The 16,518-nt window shown below is 54.2% G+C and carries 13 protein-coding genes; 5 read left to right on the plus strand and 8 right to left on the minus strand.

The window, feature by feature from the left end:
- Window positions 1–13: 13 nt before the first annotated feature.
- From JFC11_RS15480 to malE, 4 genes are all read right to left on the minus strand, one after another.
- Window positions 14–1,501 carry a TrkH family potassium uptake protein gene (locus tag JFC11_RS15480; RefSeq protein WP_198349917.1) on the minus strand — a complete coding sequence of 496 codons (1,488 nt, stop codon included), beginning with the start codon at window positions 1,499–1,501 and terminating at the stop codon, window positions 14–16.
- A 200-nt stretch (window positions 1,502–1,701) separates the two neighbouring features.
- Complete coding sequence (malG, locus tag JFC11_RS15485) at window positions 1,702–2,592, minus strand: maltose ABC transporter permease MalG (protein WP_198349918.1); 891 nt, start codon at window positions 2,590–2,592, stop codon at window positions 1,702–1,704.
- Between the two features lie 10 nt (window positions 2,593–2,602).
- The gene (gene malF / locus JFC11_RS15490) at window positions 2,603–4,171 is read right to left on the minus strand and encodes a maltose ABC transporter permease MalF (protein WP_198349919.1); all 1,569 of its coding nucleotides are present in this window, start codon (window positions 4,169–4,171) and stop codon (window positions 2,603–2,605) included.
- Window positions 4,172–4,230: 59 nt separating this feature from the next.
- The gene (gene malE / locus JFC11_RS15495) at window positions 4,231–5,418 is read right to left on the minus strand and encodes a maltose/maltodextrin ABC transporter substrate-binding protein MalE (protein WP_198349920.1); all 1,188 of its coding nucleotides are present in this window, start codon (window positions 5,416–5,418) and stop codon (window positions 4,231–4,233) included.
- Between the two features lie 376 nt (window positions 5,419–5,794).
- On the opposite strand from malE, the gene zwf reads away from it, so the two are divergent.
- The 4 genes from zwf to JFC11_RS15515 all read left to right on the plus strand — a co-directional run bounded on the left by zwf (window position 5,795) and on the right by JFC11_RS15515 (window position 10,361).
- Window positions 5,795–7,288 carry a glucose-6-phosphate dehydrogenase gene (gene zwf / locus JFC11_RS15500; protein ID WP_089037965.1) on the plus strand — a complete coding sequence of 498 codons (1,494 nt, stop codon included), beginning with the start codon at window positions 5,795–5,797 and terminating at the stop codon, window positions 7,286–7,288.
- 1 nt (window position 7,289) lies between these two features.
- The gene (gene pgl / locus JFC11_RS15505; protein WP_095604277.1) at window positions 7,290–7,955 is read left to right on the plus strand and encodes a 6-phosphogluconolactonase; all 666 of its coding nucleotides are present in this window, start codon (window positions 7,290–7,292) and stop codon (window positions 7,953–7,955) included.
- A gap of 56 nt (window positions 7,956–8,011) precedes the next feature.
- On the plus strand, window positions 8,012–8,674 hold the full coding sequence (locus JFC11_RS15510) for a bifunctional 4-hydroxy-2-oxoglutarate aldolase/2-dehydro-3-deoxy-phosphogluconate aldolase (protein ID WP_038483316.1): 663 nt from the start codon (window positions 8,012–8,014) through the stop codon (window positions 8,672–8,674).
- Between the two features lie 190 nt (window positions 8,675–8,864).
- On the plus strand, window positions 8,865–10,361 hold the full coding sequence (locus JFC11_RS15515) for a glycoside hydrolase family 32 protein (protein WP_232482937.1): 1,497 nt from the start codon (window positions 8,865–8,867) through the stop codon (window positions 10,359–10,361).
- 65 nt (window positions 10,362–10,426) lie between these two features.
- Here the strand turns inward: JFC11_RS15515 and JFC11_RS15520 are convergent, their stop codons facing one another.
- Genes JFC11_RS15520 through edd form a run of 4 tightly spaced genes read right to left on the minus strand, consistent with a single transcriptional unit; the run spans window position 10,427 to window position 15,167 of the window.
- Window positions 10,427–11,386 carry a carbohydrate kinase family protein gene (locus JFC11_RS15520; protein WP_198349921.1) on the minus strand — a complete coding sequence of 320 codons (960 nt, stop codon included), beginning with the start codon at window positions 11,384–11,386 and terminating at the stop codon, window positions 10,427–10,429.
- Between the two features lie 40 nt (window positions 11,387–11,426).
- Window positions 11,427–12,296, minus strand: a complete 870-nt coding sequence (locus JFC11_RS15525) for an aldo/keto reductase (protein WP_198349922.1) — start codon at window positions 12,294–12,296, stop codon at window positions 11,427–11,429.
- Between the two features lie 16 nt (window positions 12,297–12,312).
- Complete coding sequence (gene glk / locus JFC11_RS15530; protein WP_198349923.1) at window positions 12,313–13,278, minus strand: glucokinase; 966 nt, start codon at window positions 13,276–13,278, stop codon at window positions 12,313–12,315.
- Entirely contained in the window at window positions 13,278–15,167 is a 1,890-nt protein-coding gene (gene edd, locus JFC11_RS15535; protein ID WP_095604272.1) for a phosphogluconate dehydratase, read from the minus strand. Before edd ends, glk begins: the two co-directional genes overlap by 1 nt.
- 293 nt (window positions 15,168–15,460) lie before the next feature.
- Here edd and cobT point away from each other — a divergent pair, with 293 nt between their 5' ends.
- The gene (cobT, locus tag JFC11_RS15540; RefSeq protein ID WP_198349924.1) at window positions 15,461–16,510 is read left to right on the plus strand and encodes a nicotinate-nucleotide--dimethylbenzimidazole phosphoribosyltransferase; all 1,050 of its coding nucleotides are present in this window, start codon (window positions 15,461–15,463) and stop codon (window positions 16,508–16,510) included.
- The last annotated feature ends 8 nt before the right edge of the window (window positions 16,511–16,518 follow it).

Below are 16,518 nucleotides of genomic sequence, written 5' to 3' on the forward strand. Positions count from 1 at the left end.
CGCTCTAAAAAGGTTAGCGTCGCCAGAACATCGGCGTGAGCAGCACCACGACCGTTAAAATCTCCAGGCGCCCCATTAACATGCCGAGGCACAGTAGCCATTTAGCGGCATCGGGTAGTGTTGCAAAGTTACCTGCCGGGCCAATGGTGTCACCGAGACCCGGGCCTACATTCGCCACTGCAGTGGCCGCACCGGAAAGGGCAGTGACTAAGTCCAATCCCAATGCTGAAAGGCTCAAGGCAAGCACTGCAATCGTAATAAAGAAGAAGAAAGAGAAGGCCACTACGCTGCGGGAAATATCATTGGTCACCGGCTGCTGATTATAGCGCGTTGTAAAAACACCATTAGCGTGAATCAGGTAGCGCAATTGGTTACGCAGCATCAGCATAGCGATTTGGAACCGGAAAATTTTCATACCACCGCTAGTAGAGCCGCTACAGCCACCCATAAACGTAAGATAGAAGAACGCCGCGATAGGTAATGAACCCCACAGCGTATAGTCGTCGGATGCATAGCCAGTGGTGGTCACAACCGAAACGACGTTAAACGTGACGTGGGTGAGCGAGACAAACCAATCATCGCCTTGTAAAACGCGCCATGCGCTAAGAATTAAAATCGCTGTTAGCAGCAGTTTTAACAAACCACGCACCTGTTGGTCTTTCCACAGTGCGCTGCGGGAGGTACGAATAAAGCGAATATATAAGACAAAGGGTAGCGCACCACTCAGCATAAAAAAGCTACCCATCCATACCAACCACGGCTGCTCAGAGTAGGCACCAAACGAGGCGTCAGAGTTCGCAAAGCCACCGGTCGCCAGTGATGTCATTCCGTGAACCACGGCATCTAACGGCAGCATTCCACCGACCCAATAGCTCAGCATGGCCAGTAGTGTCAGCCCCACGTAGATAGTTAGCGTCGCTTTTGCAATACCTCCCGTACGAGGCATTACTTTATCGGACCAATCCGAAGATTCAGTATGGAATAGCCGCATGCCGCCTACTTTAAGAAACGGCAGAATAGCGATGCCCATGACGATAATGCCGATACCACCCATCCACTGCATTAAGCCCCGCCACAGCTTTAGGCCGTCGGATAAATCTTCGATCCCAGATAATATGGTTGACCCGGTGGTGGTAATCGCGGAGACCGACTCAAAGACTGCATTTGTGACGCTAAGTTGGGGCGCACCTAAAATAAGCGGAAGGCTGGCAAAACAGCTGATACTGATCCAGCTGCCCGCCGTCAATATAAACATTTGCCAGGGCTTCAGCTCCAGCGATACTCGGCGGGTTAGCAACCAAGTGATCAGCGTGGCGCTCAGAATAATGAGAAGCGACATCCCGAACGCGGGAGCGTCAGGATCTTTTTCAATAACCAGAACAATCCAAGGCAGTGTCATAAACATGGCAAGCACTAACCATAACACTGCCATGATTTTAAATATTTGTGCCCAATTGCGGTAAGCGTCTCGATAGTAAATCCCGCTGGGAAAGATGGTCATATATCCGCTCTTAAATTGCCCTAATGTTTATCGCGATATAACACCATGGTAAGCGCAAAAAGTCCGTAAAATTTCTCTAAAAAATACTCAAGTAATGAATGCAATGATGAAAAAACCGGCCCCATCAATAGAGCCGGTGACGAGCAAGGTGCTCAAGCGAGGAATCGGGAGTGCTGCACTTAGTGGTTAAATCCAGGAATCTAGCCTTTGACGCCCCCAGCGGTTAATCCACCAATAATCCAGCGTTGGCAGACCAAGAACGCAACGGTAATGGGCAGGCCGGAAAGCACAGCAGCAGCGGCAAAGTTGCCCCAGCGCTGGTTGTGGTCGGCAAGGTATTGTTGGGCACCTACCGCCAGGGTGAGTTTGTGCTCATCCACCAGCAGTACTGAGGCCATGGGATATTCCATGATGCTTATCACGAAAGCCAGAATGAAAACCACCATCAAAATGGGAATCGACAGCGGCAGCAGAATGTAGCGGAACGCTTGCCAAGTGCTGGCACCATCGACCATAGCCGCTTCTTCCAGCGAGCCATCAATCGACTCAAAGTAGCCTTTAATGGTCCAGATATGCAGCGCGACTGCGCCCAGTGATGCCACGATCAACGCGCCGTGGGTGTTGATGCCTAACCAGCCAACAAACTGTCCCAGTCGATCAAACAGGGCGTAGAGCGCCACAAGCGACAGTACGGCTGGGAACATCTGGAAAATCAGCATACCTTTCAAAAGCGGTTCTTTGCCTTTAAAGCGCATGCGTGCGAAGGCGTAAGCGCTCGTCGTCGCTAACATTAGAATCAGCACCGAAGAAACTACTGCCACTTTTATTGAGTTCCAAAGCCACAACAGCACAGGGAAGGGTGGCTGTACAATACTGCCATCTGGGCGTTCCCAGGGAATTCCCAGTGCTAGTGACCAGTGTTCCAACGAGAAATTATTGGGAATTAAGCTGCCAGAGGCAAAGTTACCCTCGCGAAATGAGATTGAAATCACCAACAGTAGCGGGAAGACAATCAGCGAAACAAAGCAGATCAGTGCAAGGTGAGCGCCCAAGCGGCGCGCGCCCACAGAACGCGGTTGAACCATGGCCATGAGTAACCTCCTAAACCTTAACCTTGGAAAGGCGCAAATTAAGCAACGACATACCCGCGACCAAGAGGAAAATGAGCGTTGCGATGGCGGCTGCCAGCCCAAAGTTCTGTCCAGCATCCTGGAAGGCAATGCGGTAGGTGTAGCTGACCAATAGATCGGTGGTGCCTGCTGGGGTGCTGGCGCCCAAAATGTCGGGGTTACCGCCGGTTAATAGCGCAATTAGCACAAAGTTATTGAAGTTAAATGCAAAGGCGGCAATCAATAGTGGTGTTAGCGGTTTAATGATCAGCGGCAGGGTAATCTTGAACAGGTTGGTAATAGGGCCTCCGCCATCTACCGCCGAGGCTTCGTAGAGATCTTGGGGGATGGCTTGGATTAGCCCCATGCACAGCAGCAACATATAGGGGTAGCCCAACCACGTATTAACAATCAGCAGCATGGAGCGCGCCAGCCACGGGTCGGTGAACCACTCTGGCCGAACACCAAACAGCGTGTCCAGAATCATGTTCACTTCACCGAAGTGCTGGTTAAACATGCCTTTAAAAATCAGGATGGAGATAAAGGCGGGCACAGCGTAAGGCAGAATTAACAGCGTGCGATAAACGGCTTTGCCCTTGAGTTGGTCCCACTGCAACAGTGACGCCAGCACAAAGCCAACGGCCAGGGTGAAGACCACCGTCAGTGCGGCAAACACAAAGGTCCACACAAAGATCTGCATGAAGGGACCGCGAATGTCGGGATCGGTGAATATCTTCGTATAGTTGGTAAACCCTACATTGACTGGCCATCCCGGCGTGATTCTTTCGCCGTTATCAGCGACAAAAAATCCGCTAGCGGGGTCGGGGGTAAGAACGCGGTCATCGCGGCGATCATAAAGCGAGCCGTCTTCACGAGCTTCATAGCGATCTACCATAGGAGCAAACTGGCGTAACCCTGCCATACGCAGCTCCGCGCCATCAGGTGTCAGCAGCCTAAGCCCTTGCAGAGAATCACGTGCCTGAATAATAGCGCGCATTTCCAGTGGCTCTTGGGCAGGCGAAGCGTCTACTGCCTGAATACCTATTTGACGGGTCTCTTGGTTGGCTAAGTTGAGCGGTGAAGAAACGAAGCGCTGGGGCGTGTCTGCCTCACTGTTTTCCAGGTATAAGCGGACAAGCTCACCTGCTTGGTAAAGCGTTAGCTCAAACGCGTTGCCTTCCTGTTGATAGGTTTGGCTCATCAACTGGCCGCGCACGCGCTCTTCCGATAACAAGTTGCTTGAGCTGTAATTACTAAAGCTAATGCCGATGGTGTAAAGCAGCGGGAAAATAACAAATACGCCCAGCCCCGCCACGGCAGGAAAAATATACCGGTGGCTCATTAACGTGCGTTTGGTAAACACCACGCCCAGCGAGGCGCCCAGCACTAGAAACAGCAGCGCGAACATCCACTGGCCATTAAGGTGGAAGGCGACTACCAGCCATAACAGCGCGATTACCAAGGTGGCAATGACGCAGCGAAGTGTCCAGCGGGTGTAACGTTCGGTGAGATGGCGAGAGCGGTGGCGGGGAAGGCCACGAGAGGCGTTAGTGGTATACATAGTGACATCCTGAAAGCTGCCCGGTGGCATTGGCTACCGGGCAGAAGGGCAGAAAAAGCTTACTGGCGCATACGCCGCGCAGCGGCATCCAGCGCTTCTTGGGGCGATTGGCGGCCACTGCCGATGTTTTGCAGGGCGGGCTCCATGGCTGCCCAGAAAGCACCCATTTCAGGAATATTTGGCATGGGCATACCGACTTCGGCATTTTCAAGCGTCGCGGCAATGTTAGGGTTATCAGCAAGCTCAGCCTGATAATCGATATGGGCGACCGCTCCCAGTGACCCGTCGCTGTTGAATGTGTGCATGCCCTCTTCGCTAAGCAGGTAGTTTTCTAAAAACTCCACGGCGAGAAAATCATTGGGTGTGGCGGAGTTAATCATTGCCGTCATCACGCCAAACATGGGTTTAGCTCGTTCATCGCCCACTTTCGGCAGTAACGCGACGCCGTAATCAATTCCGCTACGCTCCAGGTTCGGCCAGGCCCATGGGCCGCTAATCATGGTAGCCACTTCGCCCTGGTTAAAGCGGGTGTCCATCAAGTTGTAATTAGTGCCGCGGGGGAGTACATCACTTTCGATCAGCTCAACCAGCAGTTCTGCCCCTTGTAAGGCACCTTCGTTGTTAACGCCTATATCGCTGACGTCATAGCCGCTGTCAGTCTGCTTGAAAGGGTAGCCGCCGTTGGCCGCTAGTAAGGTCCAGCCGTAATACGGCTCGCTGTAATCAAATAAGATGGCCTTTTTTCCGTCTTGAGAGAGCGTTTCGTCAAGCTCCATCAGCTCGGCAAAACTTTCTGGCGGTGTTTCTACCAGGGCTTTGTTGTAAATGAGGCCCAGTGACTCTACCGATATCGGGTAGCCGTAGGTTTCACCATTCCACAGCGCAGCTTCCCAGGTGAAGTCGTAAAACGCCTCGCGGAAGCTGTCACTTGGGGCGACTTGTTTCAATAAGCCGCTTTGTGCCCACTCGCCCATGCGGTCGTGAGCCCAGATGACGATGTCCGGCCCCTGGCCACTTCCTGCCGCCTGCTGAAAGCGGTCGGTAAGGTTATCGGGAAATACCACCTCCACTTCGATGCCTGTTTCTTCACGAAACTGCTCGGCAACCTCACGAATGCCTTCTTGACCTTTATTATCACCCATCCAGATAGTCAGGCGATCGTCCTCAAACGCAACGGCGGGAAGAGCGGCACTGGCAGCCAGCGTGGCGGCTAACAGTGGCATCATAATGGGGCGAGACGTTGCCATAATGTAAATACCTCATTGTTGTTGTCGTAGAGTGCTGCGAATATTTTGATGAGCAGCGCTTTAGTCAGTGCCAGCGTCGCCAATTACGCGCAACGTCACCTCATCCTCAAGGGGCGTAGCGATGGCGTATCCAAGGGGCGTAGAGTGGAATGAAAGGTAACAATAAAGCGGTATAACGTTAGGTGTCGGCATCGGTACTGCTCAGAGACGGCACTACTTAAAGAGAGACGTAAATAACGTTAAAAGACGTAATTGGGGAGGCAACGCTATTTTTTTGTAGTAAAATTACATGTAATGTTGCGTATAATGCCCGATATCAGATAGATTTTAGGTAATCTAACTACATTAGATCATCTAATTATAAATAGGAGCTGAGATGAGCCAGTCACATTCCCCGCTGGGCGATCAGAAACACGCTATCGATTTAGCGCTGTTTGGGGCGCTGGGCGATCTTGCGATGCGCAAGCTGTTTCCTGCGCTTTATCACCTTGACCGTGAGGGCTTAATGCCCGCAAGCACGCGGATTATGGGGCTGGCACGTCAAGCGCATGACACCGCTGCATTCCGCCAATTGGTCAGCGGCGCGCTGCAAAAGCGGCTAAAAAAAGATGAGCAGGATAAAGAGAGTCTCGAGCGTTTTCTAAATCGGCTTGACTATTGCCAGCTGGATTTCAAAAAAGCTGAGGGTTTTGAGCAAATACGTGAATGGCGCGAAGGCTCTGATCGCCCCATGGTGGTTTATTTATCCGTTGGCGCAATGATCTACGGCGATATTTGCCGCAACCTTGAGGCGAGTGGCAGCCTGGATGAGCAAACGCGGGTCATCGTTGAGAAGCCCATCGGCTACGATCTAGTGTCATCAGAAGAAGTTAACGACGCTATTGGAGCCGTTTTTCCTGAGTCGCGTATTTACCGTATTGACCACTATTTAGGTAAAGAAACGGTACAGAACCTGATTGCGCTGCGCTTTGCTAACCCGTTGTTCGGGACGCAATGGAATCAGAACCATATTTCCCATGTAGAAATTACCGTTGCAGAAAAGGTCGGCATTGAAGGGCGCTGGGGCTACTTCGATGATGCCGGGCAGCTGCGCGATATGGTGCAAAACCACTTGCTCCAATTGCTATGTTTGATTGCCATGGACCCGCCTTCCAACCTGGATGCCGACGCGATTCGTGATGAGAAAGTAAAAGTGCTGAAAGCCCTAAAGCCGTTTACCGGTGAGGCTCTGGGACGTGATGTAGTACGTGGGCAATATACCGCGGGCACCAACGATGGTCAGCCGGTACCCGGCTACCTGGAAGAAGAAGGGGCGAATACCCAGAGCCAGACCGAAACCTTTGTGGCAATGAAAACCGAGGTTTCAAATTGGCGCTGGGCGGGTGTGCCGTTCTACCTGCGTACCGGTAAGCGCATGCCTGAAAAACTGTCCCAAATCGTGATCCACTTCCGCCAGCAGCCGCACTACATTTTTGATCCTGATCAGCGGGGGATTGCGTCTAACAAGCTGATCATTCGCCTGCAGCCGGATGAAGGGATCGCGCTTCAGGTGCTCACCAAAGACAGCGGTTTGCATAAAGGCATGCGCCTGCGCCCTGGCCCGTTGCACCTGGACTTTAACAGCGCGTTCCCCAAATCACGTATCCCAGATGCCTATGAGCGCTTGCTACTGGAAGTCATGAAAGGCCAACAATATCTGTTCGTGCGCCGCGACGAAGTTGAGCACGCTTGGCGTTGGTGCGACCAGCTCATCGACGGTTGGAAAGCCCGCGAAACACCGCCGCGCCGTTATCCGGCAGGCTCTTGGGGGCCGGTCGCCTCCATCGCCATGATTACCCAAGATGGCCGCAGTTGGTACGAGGATTATTAATATGAGCGAAGCACGTCAAGCGCTAGCACAACAGCTGGCTGAAGCGGTCTTCCAGGCATTGGCCGAAGACTTGAGCCGCCAAGAGCGCGCGCTACTAGTCGTCTCGGGTGGCTCTACGCCGGTGCCATTTTTTAAAGCGCTGGCAGCCAAACCGCTGCCTTGGGAGCGCATTGATATCACGTTGGCCGACGAACGCTGGGTGGGTGAGGAAAGTAGCGATAGCAATGCCAAGCTGGTGCGCGAAAACCTGCTTCAAGGAGCGGCTGCGAACGCCAACTTCGTACCGCTAACCTCAGATGCCTCGACGCCGGAAGAGGGGGTTGATGAGGTTGCCAAACGCACGGCATCTCTGCCTTGGCCCGCCAGCGTTGTGATCTTGGGAATGGGCGGCGATGGCCATACGGCGTCGCTGTTCCCCGACAGCCTAGAACTAGGTTTAGCGCTTTCTACCGATGAGCCGCTTGTCGCGGTACGCACGCCTAGTCAGCCGCAGCCGCGTATTACTTTCTCAGCAGATCGCCTGCATCAGGCGCATCGACATATTTTACATATTACTGGCGATGATAAGCGCAGCGTATTGGCAAACGCCATGAATGGTGATGATGTCCGTAAGCTACCTATTCGCGCGTTTTTATCTTGCCCGTTAGCGATCTACTGGGCGCCGTAACGCCTGGGCTTTCGCCAATAAACGTTTGCCAGTAACACCTGCTTGGAGACTCACTGATGACAATCGATAAACAGCTACCCTCAACGCGCACTGCCGAGCTTGACAGCATTTGCTTAAAGGCTGAGGTCATTCCGGTGATTACCGTTGAGCGTCTTGAAGATGCGGTACCGCTAGGTCGCGCCTTGGTTGAAGGTGGCTTAAGCGTGTTGGAAATTACCTTGCGTACCGACTGCGCGCTGGAAGCAATTAAACGCATGAAAGAAGCGCTGCCGGGAGCCAGCATCGGTGTAGGTACCGTGTTAACGCCCGCGCAATACCGCCAAGCTGAACAGGTAGGTGCGGATTTTGTAGTGACACCCGGCGCGACAGAAGCGCTTTATCGCTATGGCGTAGAGAGCCCGGTGCCGATGTTGCCCGGCGTATCAACGATCTCTGAGCTGATGACAGGCTGGCAGTACGGCTATCGCCGCTTCAAGTTTTTCCCAGCTGAGTCCAGTGGTGGTGCCAAAGCCATTAAAGCCTTTGGCGCGCCGATTCCCGAAGCACGTTTTTGCCCAACCGGCGGTATCACGGTTGATAACGCTGAAACCTACCTGTCACTACCCAATGTTATGTGTGTAGGCGGTTCTTGGCTAACGCCGAAAGCCATGGTTGAAGCAGAGGATTGGGACGGTATTCGCGAGCTGGCCCGTCAGGCCGCTGAGCGTTTTCACCACTAACGAATACGATGTAAATCGACACGAGCACTCTCGTTACTTGCCCCACTGATATCGGGTCGTGTGGGTAAGTCATTTGCCCGAGCATATTGCCATGCTCGGGCTTTTTTATGCGCTCCACCTAACGGCGTAGGGCAGAGAGGGAAAAAGCGTGATAGCCTCAACTTAATCGATTAAGTCAGGGTTTTTTACATTGAATCTCGTCAAATTTACTCCTCTTAGGCCAACGCTGCATTTTACGCCGCCTACTGGCTGGATGAATGACCCCAACGGGCTTGTATATTTCGAAGGGGAGTATCATCTCTTTTATCAATACCATCCCCACGACACGGTATGGGGGCCCATGCACTGGGGGCATGCGGTAAGCACCGATCTTTGCCGTTGGGAGCACTTACCTATTGCACTGATGCCAAACGCCCAAGGGGCGTGTTTTTCAGGTAGTGCCATCGTGGATGAGCATGATGTGACGGGCCTGTTTGACGGCCAGCGGGGGCTGCTAGCGTTTTATACCTGCCACCGAGTGCTTTCCGATGATCCTGAAGATTATGAGCAGTCACAGTGTTTGGCTTATAGCCGCGACAAGGGGCGCACTTGGCATCAGTACGCCAATAACCCAGTGCTACCCGCGCCAGGGTTTAAAGATTTTCGCGACCCAAAAGTGTTGTGGCATGCCGCTACCCAGCGTTGGGTAATGGCGCTGGCTTGTGGGCAGGAAATTCATTTTTACACCTCGGAAAACCTATTGGACTGGCAGTTTGCCAGTGCGTTTGGCGAGGGCCACGGCGTGCATACTCAGCACCCTTGGGAGTGCCCCGATTTGTTCGAGCTGCCAGTGGAAGGCGCTAGCAATGGGCAGCTATCTAGCCGCTGGGTATTAATCGTTGGCATTGGGGCTACGCCAGATAATGCCTTTGGCTCGTTCACGCAATATTTTGTGGGCGAGTTCGACGGCCAGCGTTTTACTAACGACCACTCGCCTGATGACGTCATGATGATGGACGAAGGACGTGACTTTTACGCTGTGCAGAGCTGGTCGAATACTTCGGGGCGCCGTTTAGCCGTGGCTTGGCTGAATAATTGGCAGTATGCCAATCATGCGCCTGAAGCTGGCTGGCGGGGAATGATGAGTCTGCCCAGAGAGTTAACCCTGCGTGCGACATCGAGCGGCATTCAGCTTTGCCAACGTATCGCCAGCGAGTGCCATGAGGCGCTGACAGCCGTACCGCATACTATCCCGCCACAGGCGATGCTGGGTGTTGGGCAATATAGCGTCTTAACCTCGTTGCCACCGGTAAGTCGTGGTGTGCTTGAACTGACCTTAACGGCTGGCAGCCGAGTGGCATTGTCGCTTCAGCAAGGAGATCATCAACAGCTTACGCTTGAAGCGGTAGAAAAGGACGTTGCACTTCGCTACACGCGTAACGGCGTGAACGGACAAGCAGCTTTCGATGACCATTTCGCCTGTGACCATGCAGCGGGCAGCGTTGATGGTTTAACGATCACGCTAGAGTGGTGGTGTGATCATGGCTCGCTGGAGATCCTGGTGAACGGTGATACGCAACAACGAGCGATTACCCAGGTGAGCTTTACAACCCAAACGACAGGCTCGATTGAGGTCAACGTCTTGGAAGGCAGTGCAGGGTTGCTCGGTGGCAGTGTGGTGTCGAGTAAAGAAGCGGTAGCGCATTAGTGGGATTTAGCGTGTAATTACATAGTTAAGGGCGTGCTGTTGCACGCCCTTTTTTGCTACAGACGTTACGTATTTCTTAGCGCTTCAATATCACTATGGGTCGGCAGTGCGGCGTAGGCGCCTGGGCGTGTTACTGCGTGAGCACCACAGCGGCAGGCAATATCCACCGCTCGGGTTAGAAAGGCACTGTCCTGGTACCAGTTCTCATCAATGCCGTGCCGTGAAAGCTCAGCCAGCAGGCCGCCAATAAACGCATCACCGCCAGCCGTAGTGTCAACAGCGGTCACCTGGGGCGGTGTGATGGTGTGGTCAAGGCCAACACCTTTCAGCACCACCTTGTTAGGGCCGTCGGTGATTAAAATTACTTTTACCCCGGCGGCTAGCCGCTGAGATAGCCACGCTTCCTGAGAATGCCCGCCACGAAGATAATCAAGCTCCTCCAGTGAGACTTTAACGAGATCGGCGCAATCCAATAGCTCGGTTACCAGCCAGAGGTCGGCTGACCCTTCGGTCCACAGATTGTGGCGGAGGTTGGCATCCACGCTGACTAAACAGCCTGCGCGCTTTGCCATAGCGGCAATCGCTAAGGTGGTGTCGGCAATCTCAGGATCAGTCAAACTGTTGCTGCATAAGTGAACAATCGCCGATTGTTCAAACACGCCGTGGGGCAGGTGCTCTAAGCGATAAAGCAGGTCGGCCGCCGGTGGGCGATAAAAATCAAACGTGCGCTCGCCGCTGCTGTCCCGGGAAACAAACGCCAGCGCAGTGCGTGCCTCTTTGGTCAATACTACGCCCTGAGTATCTACGCCATGGCTTTTCAGCTCACGAATCAGGAAGTGACCAAACGTATCGTCACCCACCATGCCTAAAAACTGGCTGGGTACGTTAAGTCGGGCACAGGCAACCGCGACGTTAGCAGGCGCGCCTCCCGCGTAAGGCGTGAAGGTTTCTTGGCCAGTGTCATCGCCTAAGCGGCTGGATAACATATCAACCAAGGCTTCACCGAAAGCAATCACCGGCGTCATAAGTCATTCCTTGTCATTATATTATTAATTGATGAAGGGGTTACGCGACGCAGTGGCCTCGCGCGGCCTCTAACAGCTCGTACCATGTCTCTCTTGAGAGCGTCTCAGGCCCGTCGAGCATGTCACCAATACGTTCAGGCTTCACACTGCCGACAACGGGAATCGGCCGACCAGGCAGTGACCGCAGCCAAGCCAGCGCTAACGCGTTAGAGGTGCCGTTTTGCTCTCGAGCTACGCGGTTAAGAACGTTACCGACGTCGCCTTGCATTAGTGTGCCGCCCGCTAGCGGTGACCAGGCCATCGGCCAATGGCCGTCGGCGCATAGATCATCAAAGCTACCATCAAACAGGGGGGCGTTATGGCTAATGGAAAGTTCGATTTGGTTGGCACGTAAAGGGTGGTGCATGGCGTTTTGCAGCCTACGCCACTGACTTGGCAAATGGTTAGAAATGCCCGCAGCGCCAATTTTGCCTGCATCGATAGCGTCATCAAGGGCACGGCCAGTCGCTTCTGCGTTCATTAATAAGTCAGGGCGATGAATTAAAAAGTGATCTAGCCGCTCGACGCTAAGGCGGTTAAGTGCATTGTCGATGGCGCGGCTTAGATAATCCGGGCTGGCGTTGTAGTGTTTCACCTTGCCAGAGCCGTGGGCTGGGTTATCGTTGGCGATGCTCGCTTTGGTCACCACCTTAAGCCGTTTCGACAGTCCGGGACGCGTGTTTAGCGCGTGACCAAACAGCGTCTCGCACGCACCGTTCCCGTAAATGTCGGCATGGTCGAACCAGTGCAACCCCTGCTCGGTACGGGCTTCGATCCAGTCGGCGAGATAGCTCGCCTGGTGCATCTCTGGTGCTTCATGCAGACGCATCATGCCGAGAACAAAAGGCACATCGAAGGTGTGAGCAGGCATGGACATTCCTAATAAGTTAAAAGACTTCTTCGTTATGCAGCGCTTCGGCGGCGCCGAGCAGCCCTGTCCACGGGTGAGTAACAATCCACACGGGAATATCGGCGTTATACGCGCCCATCCGACCTTTGTTCACAAAGCTATTACGCAGTTCGGATTTGGGTAGCCACTCCAGTAGGCGCGGTAAAATCCCGCCGCATAGATAAACGCCGCCTCTTGCGCCCATTGTTAGGGTCGCGTCGCCACACACATCGCCGAGGATTTTTAAAAAGCGCAGCAGGCTGGCGGTGGCGATAGAGTCACCCTGGTTGGCGGCTTGGGTAACCTCGGCTGGCGTCGTGCAGCTAGGCGTTTGCTCGTTCAGAGCACAATGGGCCTGGTACAGCTCCAGCAAGCCCTGGCCGCATAAAATACGTTCTACGCTGACCCGTTGGTAGCGCTGTAGAAAAACATCCAGCAGCGCTCGCTCGGTGCTGTCAGTGGGGGCGAACGTGACGTGGCCGCCCTCGGTGGGAAGCGGTATCCAGGCGTGTTGGCCGGGAAAAACACCAGCAACGCCCAGACCTGTACCGGGGCCAATCACCAAGCGGGTAGAGTGAGACTGAGCCACACCTGCTTGCACTTCCACCAGGTTGTCGGCGTCTACATGGGGTACGCCCAGAGCCTGTGCGGTAAAATCATTAATCACTTTAAACAGCGATAGGTTCAGCGTCTGCTGAACATCGCTTTTCATAAAATCCCAGTGATTATTGGTCATCTTGACCCGCTCGGCGTGAACCGGGCAGGCAAACGCCAAACAGGCTTCCACCGGTGCATTTTCCCCAGTGGCGCCCACGCGCTCCAGGTAGTCCTGAATCGCGTCGATAACCCCAGGGTAGTCCGCGCAGGGAAGATTAATAATATCGTGGGGCGTCACCTCACCTGGCGTGACGAGCGCCAGGCGGGCATTGGTACCGCCAATATCACCAATTAAGGCCGGTCGCATTAGGCATCCTCTTGAAGAATCTGGCCCTGTTGGCGAGCGAGATCATCGGCTTCAAAGCCGCCCAGCGAGCCTGCGCCTTCTTCGCCACGCATGGCCAGGTGGCGGAAGCCGCTAAACAGTTCGCGGCCTAGGCCAACGTGGTAGTGGTCCAAATTCGCCACTACGCGCTCGCGATCGGCCCAGGTAGCCGCCTCTACTTTGGCTTCCAGCGTACCTGCGTTGGCGTCCAGGCGCACAATGTCGCCGTCGCGCAGTTTCGATAGCGGGCCACCGTCCAGTGCTTCTGGGCTGATATGGATCGCAGCGGGTACTTTACCCGACGCGCCAGACATACGGCCATCAGTCACCAGTGCCACTTTGAAGCCACGGTCCTGCAGTACGCCCAGGAACGGCGTCAGTTTGTGAAGTTCCGGCATGCCATTGGCTTTTGGCCCCTGGAAGCGCACCACAACGATGACATCGCGATCTAAGTCGCCGGATTCAAACGCAGCCTTCATTTCGTTCTGGTCGGCGAAGATTTTCACCGGTGCTTCTACTACACGATGTTCGTCGGCAACGGCGGATACTTTGATCACGCCGCGTCCCAGGTTGCCTTTCATTACTGTTAGGCCGCCAGTCGCTGCGAAGGGGGTAGCGACTGGGCGTAAAACGTTTTCATCTAAGCTGCTTTCTGGGCCTTCGCGCCAAACCACTTTGCCATTTTCCAGGAAGGGCTCTTGTGTGTAGGCCGTCAGGTCGGTGCCGAACACCGTCGGGATATCGCCGTGCAATAAGCCAGCGCCCAGCAATTCGCGGAACAGGTAACTCATGCCGCCTGCCGCCTGGAAGTGGTTAATGTCTGCTTGGCCGTTAGGGTATACCTGCATCAGGCTAGGCGTTACGGCGGAGAGATCTGTGAAGTCGTCCCAGTTCAGCGTAATGCCCGACGCAGCGGCCATGGCAATCAAATGCATCGTATGGTTGGTTGAACCGCCAGATGCCAATAAACCCACCACCGCGTTGACGATGGCGCGTTCATCGATCTGCTTATAGAAAGGGCGGTAGTCGCCGCCAGGTTCAGTGTTGCGAATCGCCTGTTCGGTCGCGTAGCGGGTCAGGGCTTCGCGCATTTCCGTGCCTGGGTTCACAAACGAGGTGCCTGGCAGGTGAAGCCCCATCACTTCCATCATCAGCTGGTTTGAGTTGGCTGTGCCGTAGAAGGTGCAGGTACCAGGGCTGTGATAGGAGTCAGACTCCGCTTGCAGCAGCTCTTCGCGGCCCACTTTGCCTTCTGCGTATAGCTGACGGATGCGCGCTTTCTCTTTGTTCGGTAGGCCGCTGGGCATTGGGCCAGCGGGTACGAACATGGCAGGTAGGTGGCCAAAGCGTGCCGCTGCGATAAACAGACCAGGGATAATCTTGTCGCATACGCCCAGATAAAGGGCAGCATCAAACATGTTGTGTGAAAGCCCAACTGCAGCTGCCATCGCAATCACGTCGCGGGAAAACAGCGACAGTTCCATGCCCGGTTGCCCTTGGGTAACTCCATCACACATGGCGGGAACACCACCGGCAAACTGGGCGGTTGAGCCCATGGCGCTAGCAGCGGCTTTGATGGTTTCCGGAAAGGTTTCAAACGGCTGGTGGGCCGACAGCATATCGTTGTAAGAAGAAATGATCCCCAAGTTGGCGCTGTTCATTAGCTTCAGGGAGTCTTTCTCTTGGGGGTTACAGGCGGCAAAGCCGTGGGCCAGGTTACCGCAGGATAGCTCTGCACGGTGCACACCACGCTTATGCTGGTCCGCCATGCGTTGCTCATAGAGAGCACGCCGCTCAGCAGAGCGCTCACGAATGCGTTGGGTAACCTCAGCAACGGTAGGATTTAAAGTAGCGGGTGTTGAGCTCGGCATAGAGACCTCTGCATGGTAGAGACGGTGAGTCAAGTTTGTAGTTATTTTACATCTTTTTGTGTCGATATAAGAGGCTTTACGGCAATAAAAACCATATTTGTAGTTTTATTACCCCTGATTAATAGCAACTATCGTCGTAAATGATGATGCTTTTATGAACATTACAGCTAACAGGGCAATCCGTCTCCGGATGGGGTTGTTGCGTGTTGAAGCAGCTTAAAGCGCAAGTATAGCAGCCGCGCTTTTGCTACCATCTGGCGCAAAATGAATTCGATTGCTGCCCTGGAGCTGCTATGCATCCCATCGTTAACCAAGTCACCCCACTTGATAGCCACACTGGCGCATTGACGCTTCGCTATATTGATACGCTCACTAAGCCGCCGGGCAGCCTCGGCCAGTTAGAGGCATTGGCCGTTACGCTGAGTGAGATCACTGGTGATTGTCAGCCAAGCATCACGCCACCGGCGATCATTGTCTTTGCTGCTGATCATGGTGTTGCTGAAGAGGGCGTGTCAGCCTTTCCGCAAGAAGTCACGGCACAGATGGTGGCTAATTTTGACCGTGGTGGTGCGGCAATTAATGTCTTTGCTAGACAAATTGGCGCCCAGGTTGAGGTCGTGGATGTTGGCGTTGCTTCACACCTAGTGATGCCGGGTATTACCGATGCCAAGGTGCGCGCGGGCACCGCCAATATGGTGCTTGAAGATGCCATGAGCCGTGACGAAGCGTTAGCTGCATTACAGGTAGGCTGCGAGGCCGTTGAGCGAGCCGTTCAGGCGGGCGCGAAATGTATTATTGTTGGTGAAATGGGCATTGCTAATACCACGGCAAGCAGCGCCATGCTGGCGGCTCTGACCGGCAAGCCAGTGGCTCAGTTGGTGGGCACTGGCACCGGTATTAACAGCACTCAGCAGGCCCATAAAGTAGCGGTGATCGAGCGGGCGCTAAAGGCACGCCAAGCCAATGCCGAAGACCCCATGGAGGTGCTAACCAAGCTCGGCGGGTTAGAGATTGCTGCCATGACAGGGGCTTATTTGGCCACGGCGGCAAACCGACTGCCGGCCATTGTGGATGGCTTTATTGCTACAGTAGCCGCCCTGACGGCCTGCCGTTTATGTCCGGCGGTGCGTGGTTATTTGATTTTTGGACATCGCTCTGAAGAGCCCGGCCATGCCACGGCCCTTGAGGCACTTGATGCGTCGCCGCTGTTAGCCTTGGGAATGCGCCTGGGAGAAGGCAGTGGCGCGGCATTGGCGTTTCCGTTATTGCAGGCCGCCGCCGCGATGCTCAGTGAGATGGCCACTTTTGCCGATGCGGGTATTCACGATAATAGTGCGCCATGACTGGGGGC

The sequence above is a fragment of the Vreelandella alkaliphila genome (assembly GCF_016107625.1).
Classification (GTDB): domain Bacteria; phylum Pseudomonadota; class Gammaproteobacteria; order Pseudomonadales; family Halomonadaceae; genus Vreelandella; species Vreelandella alkaliphila.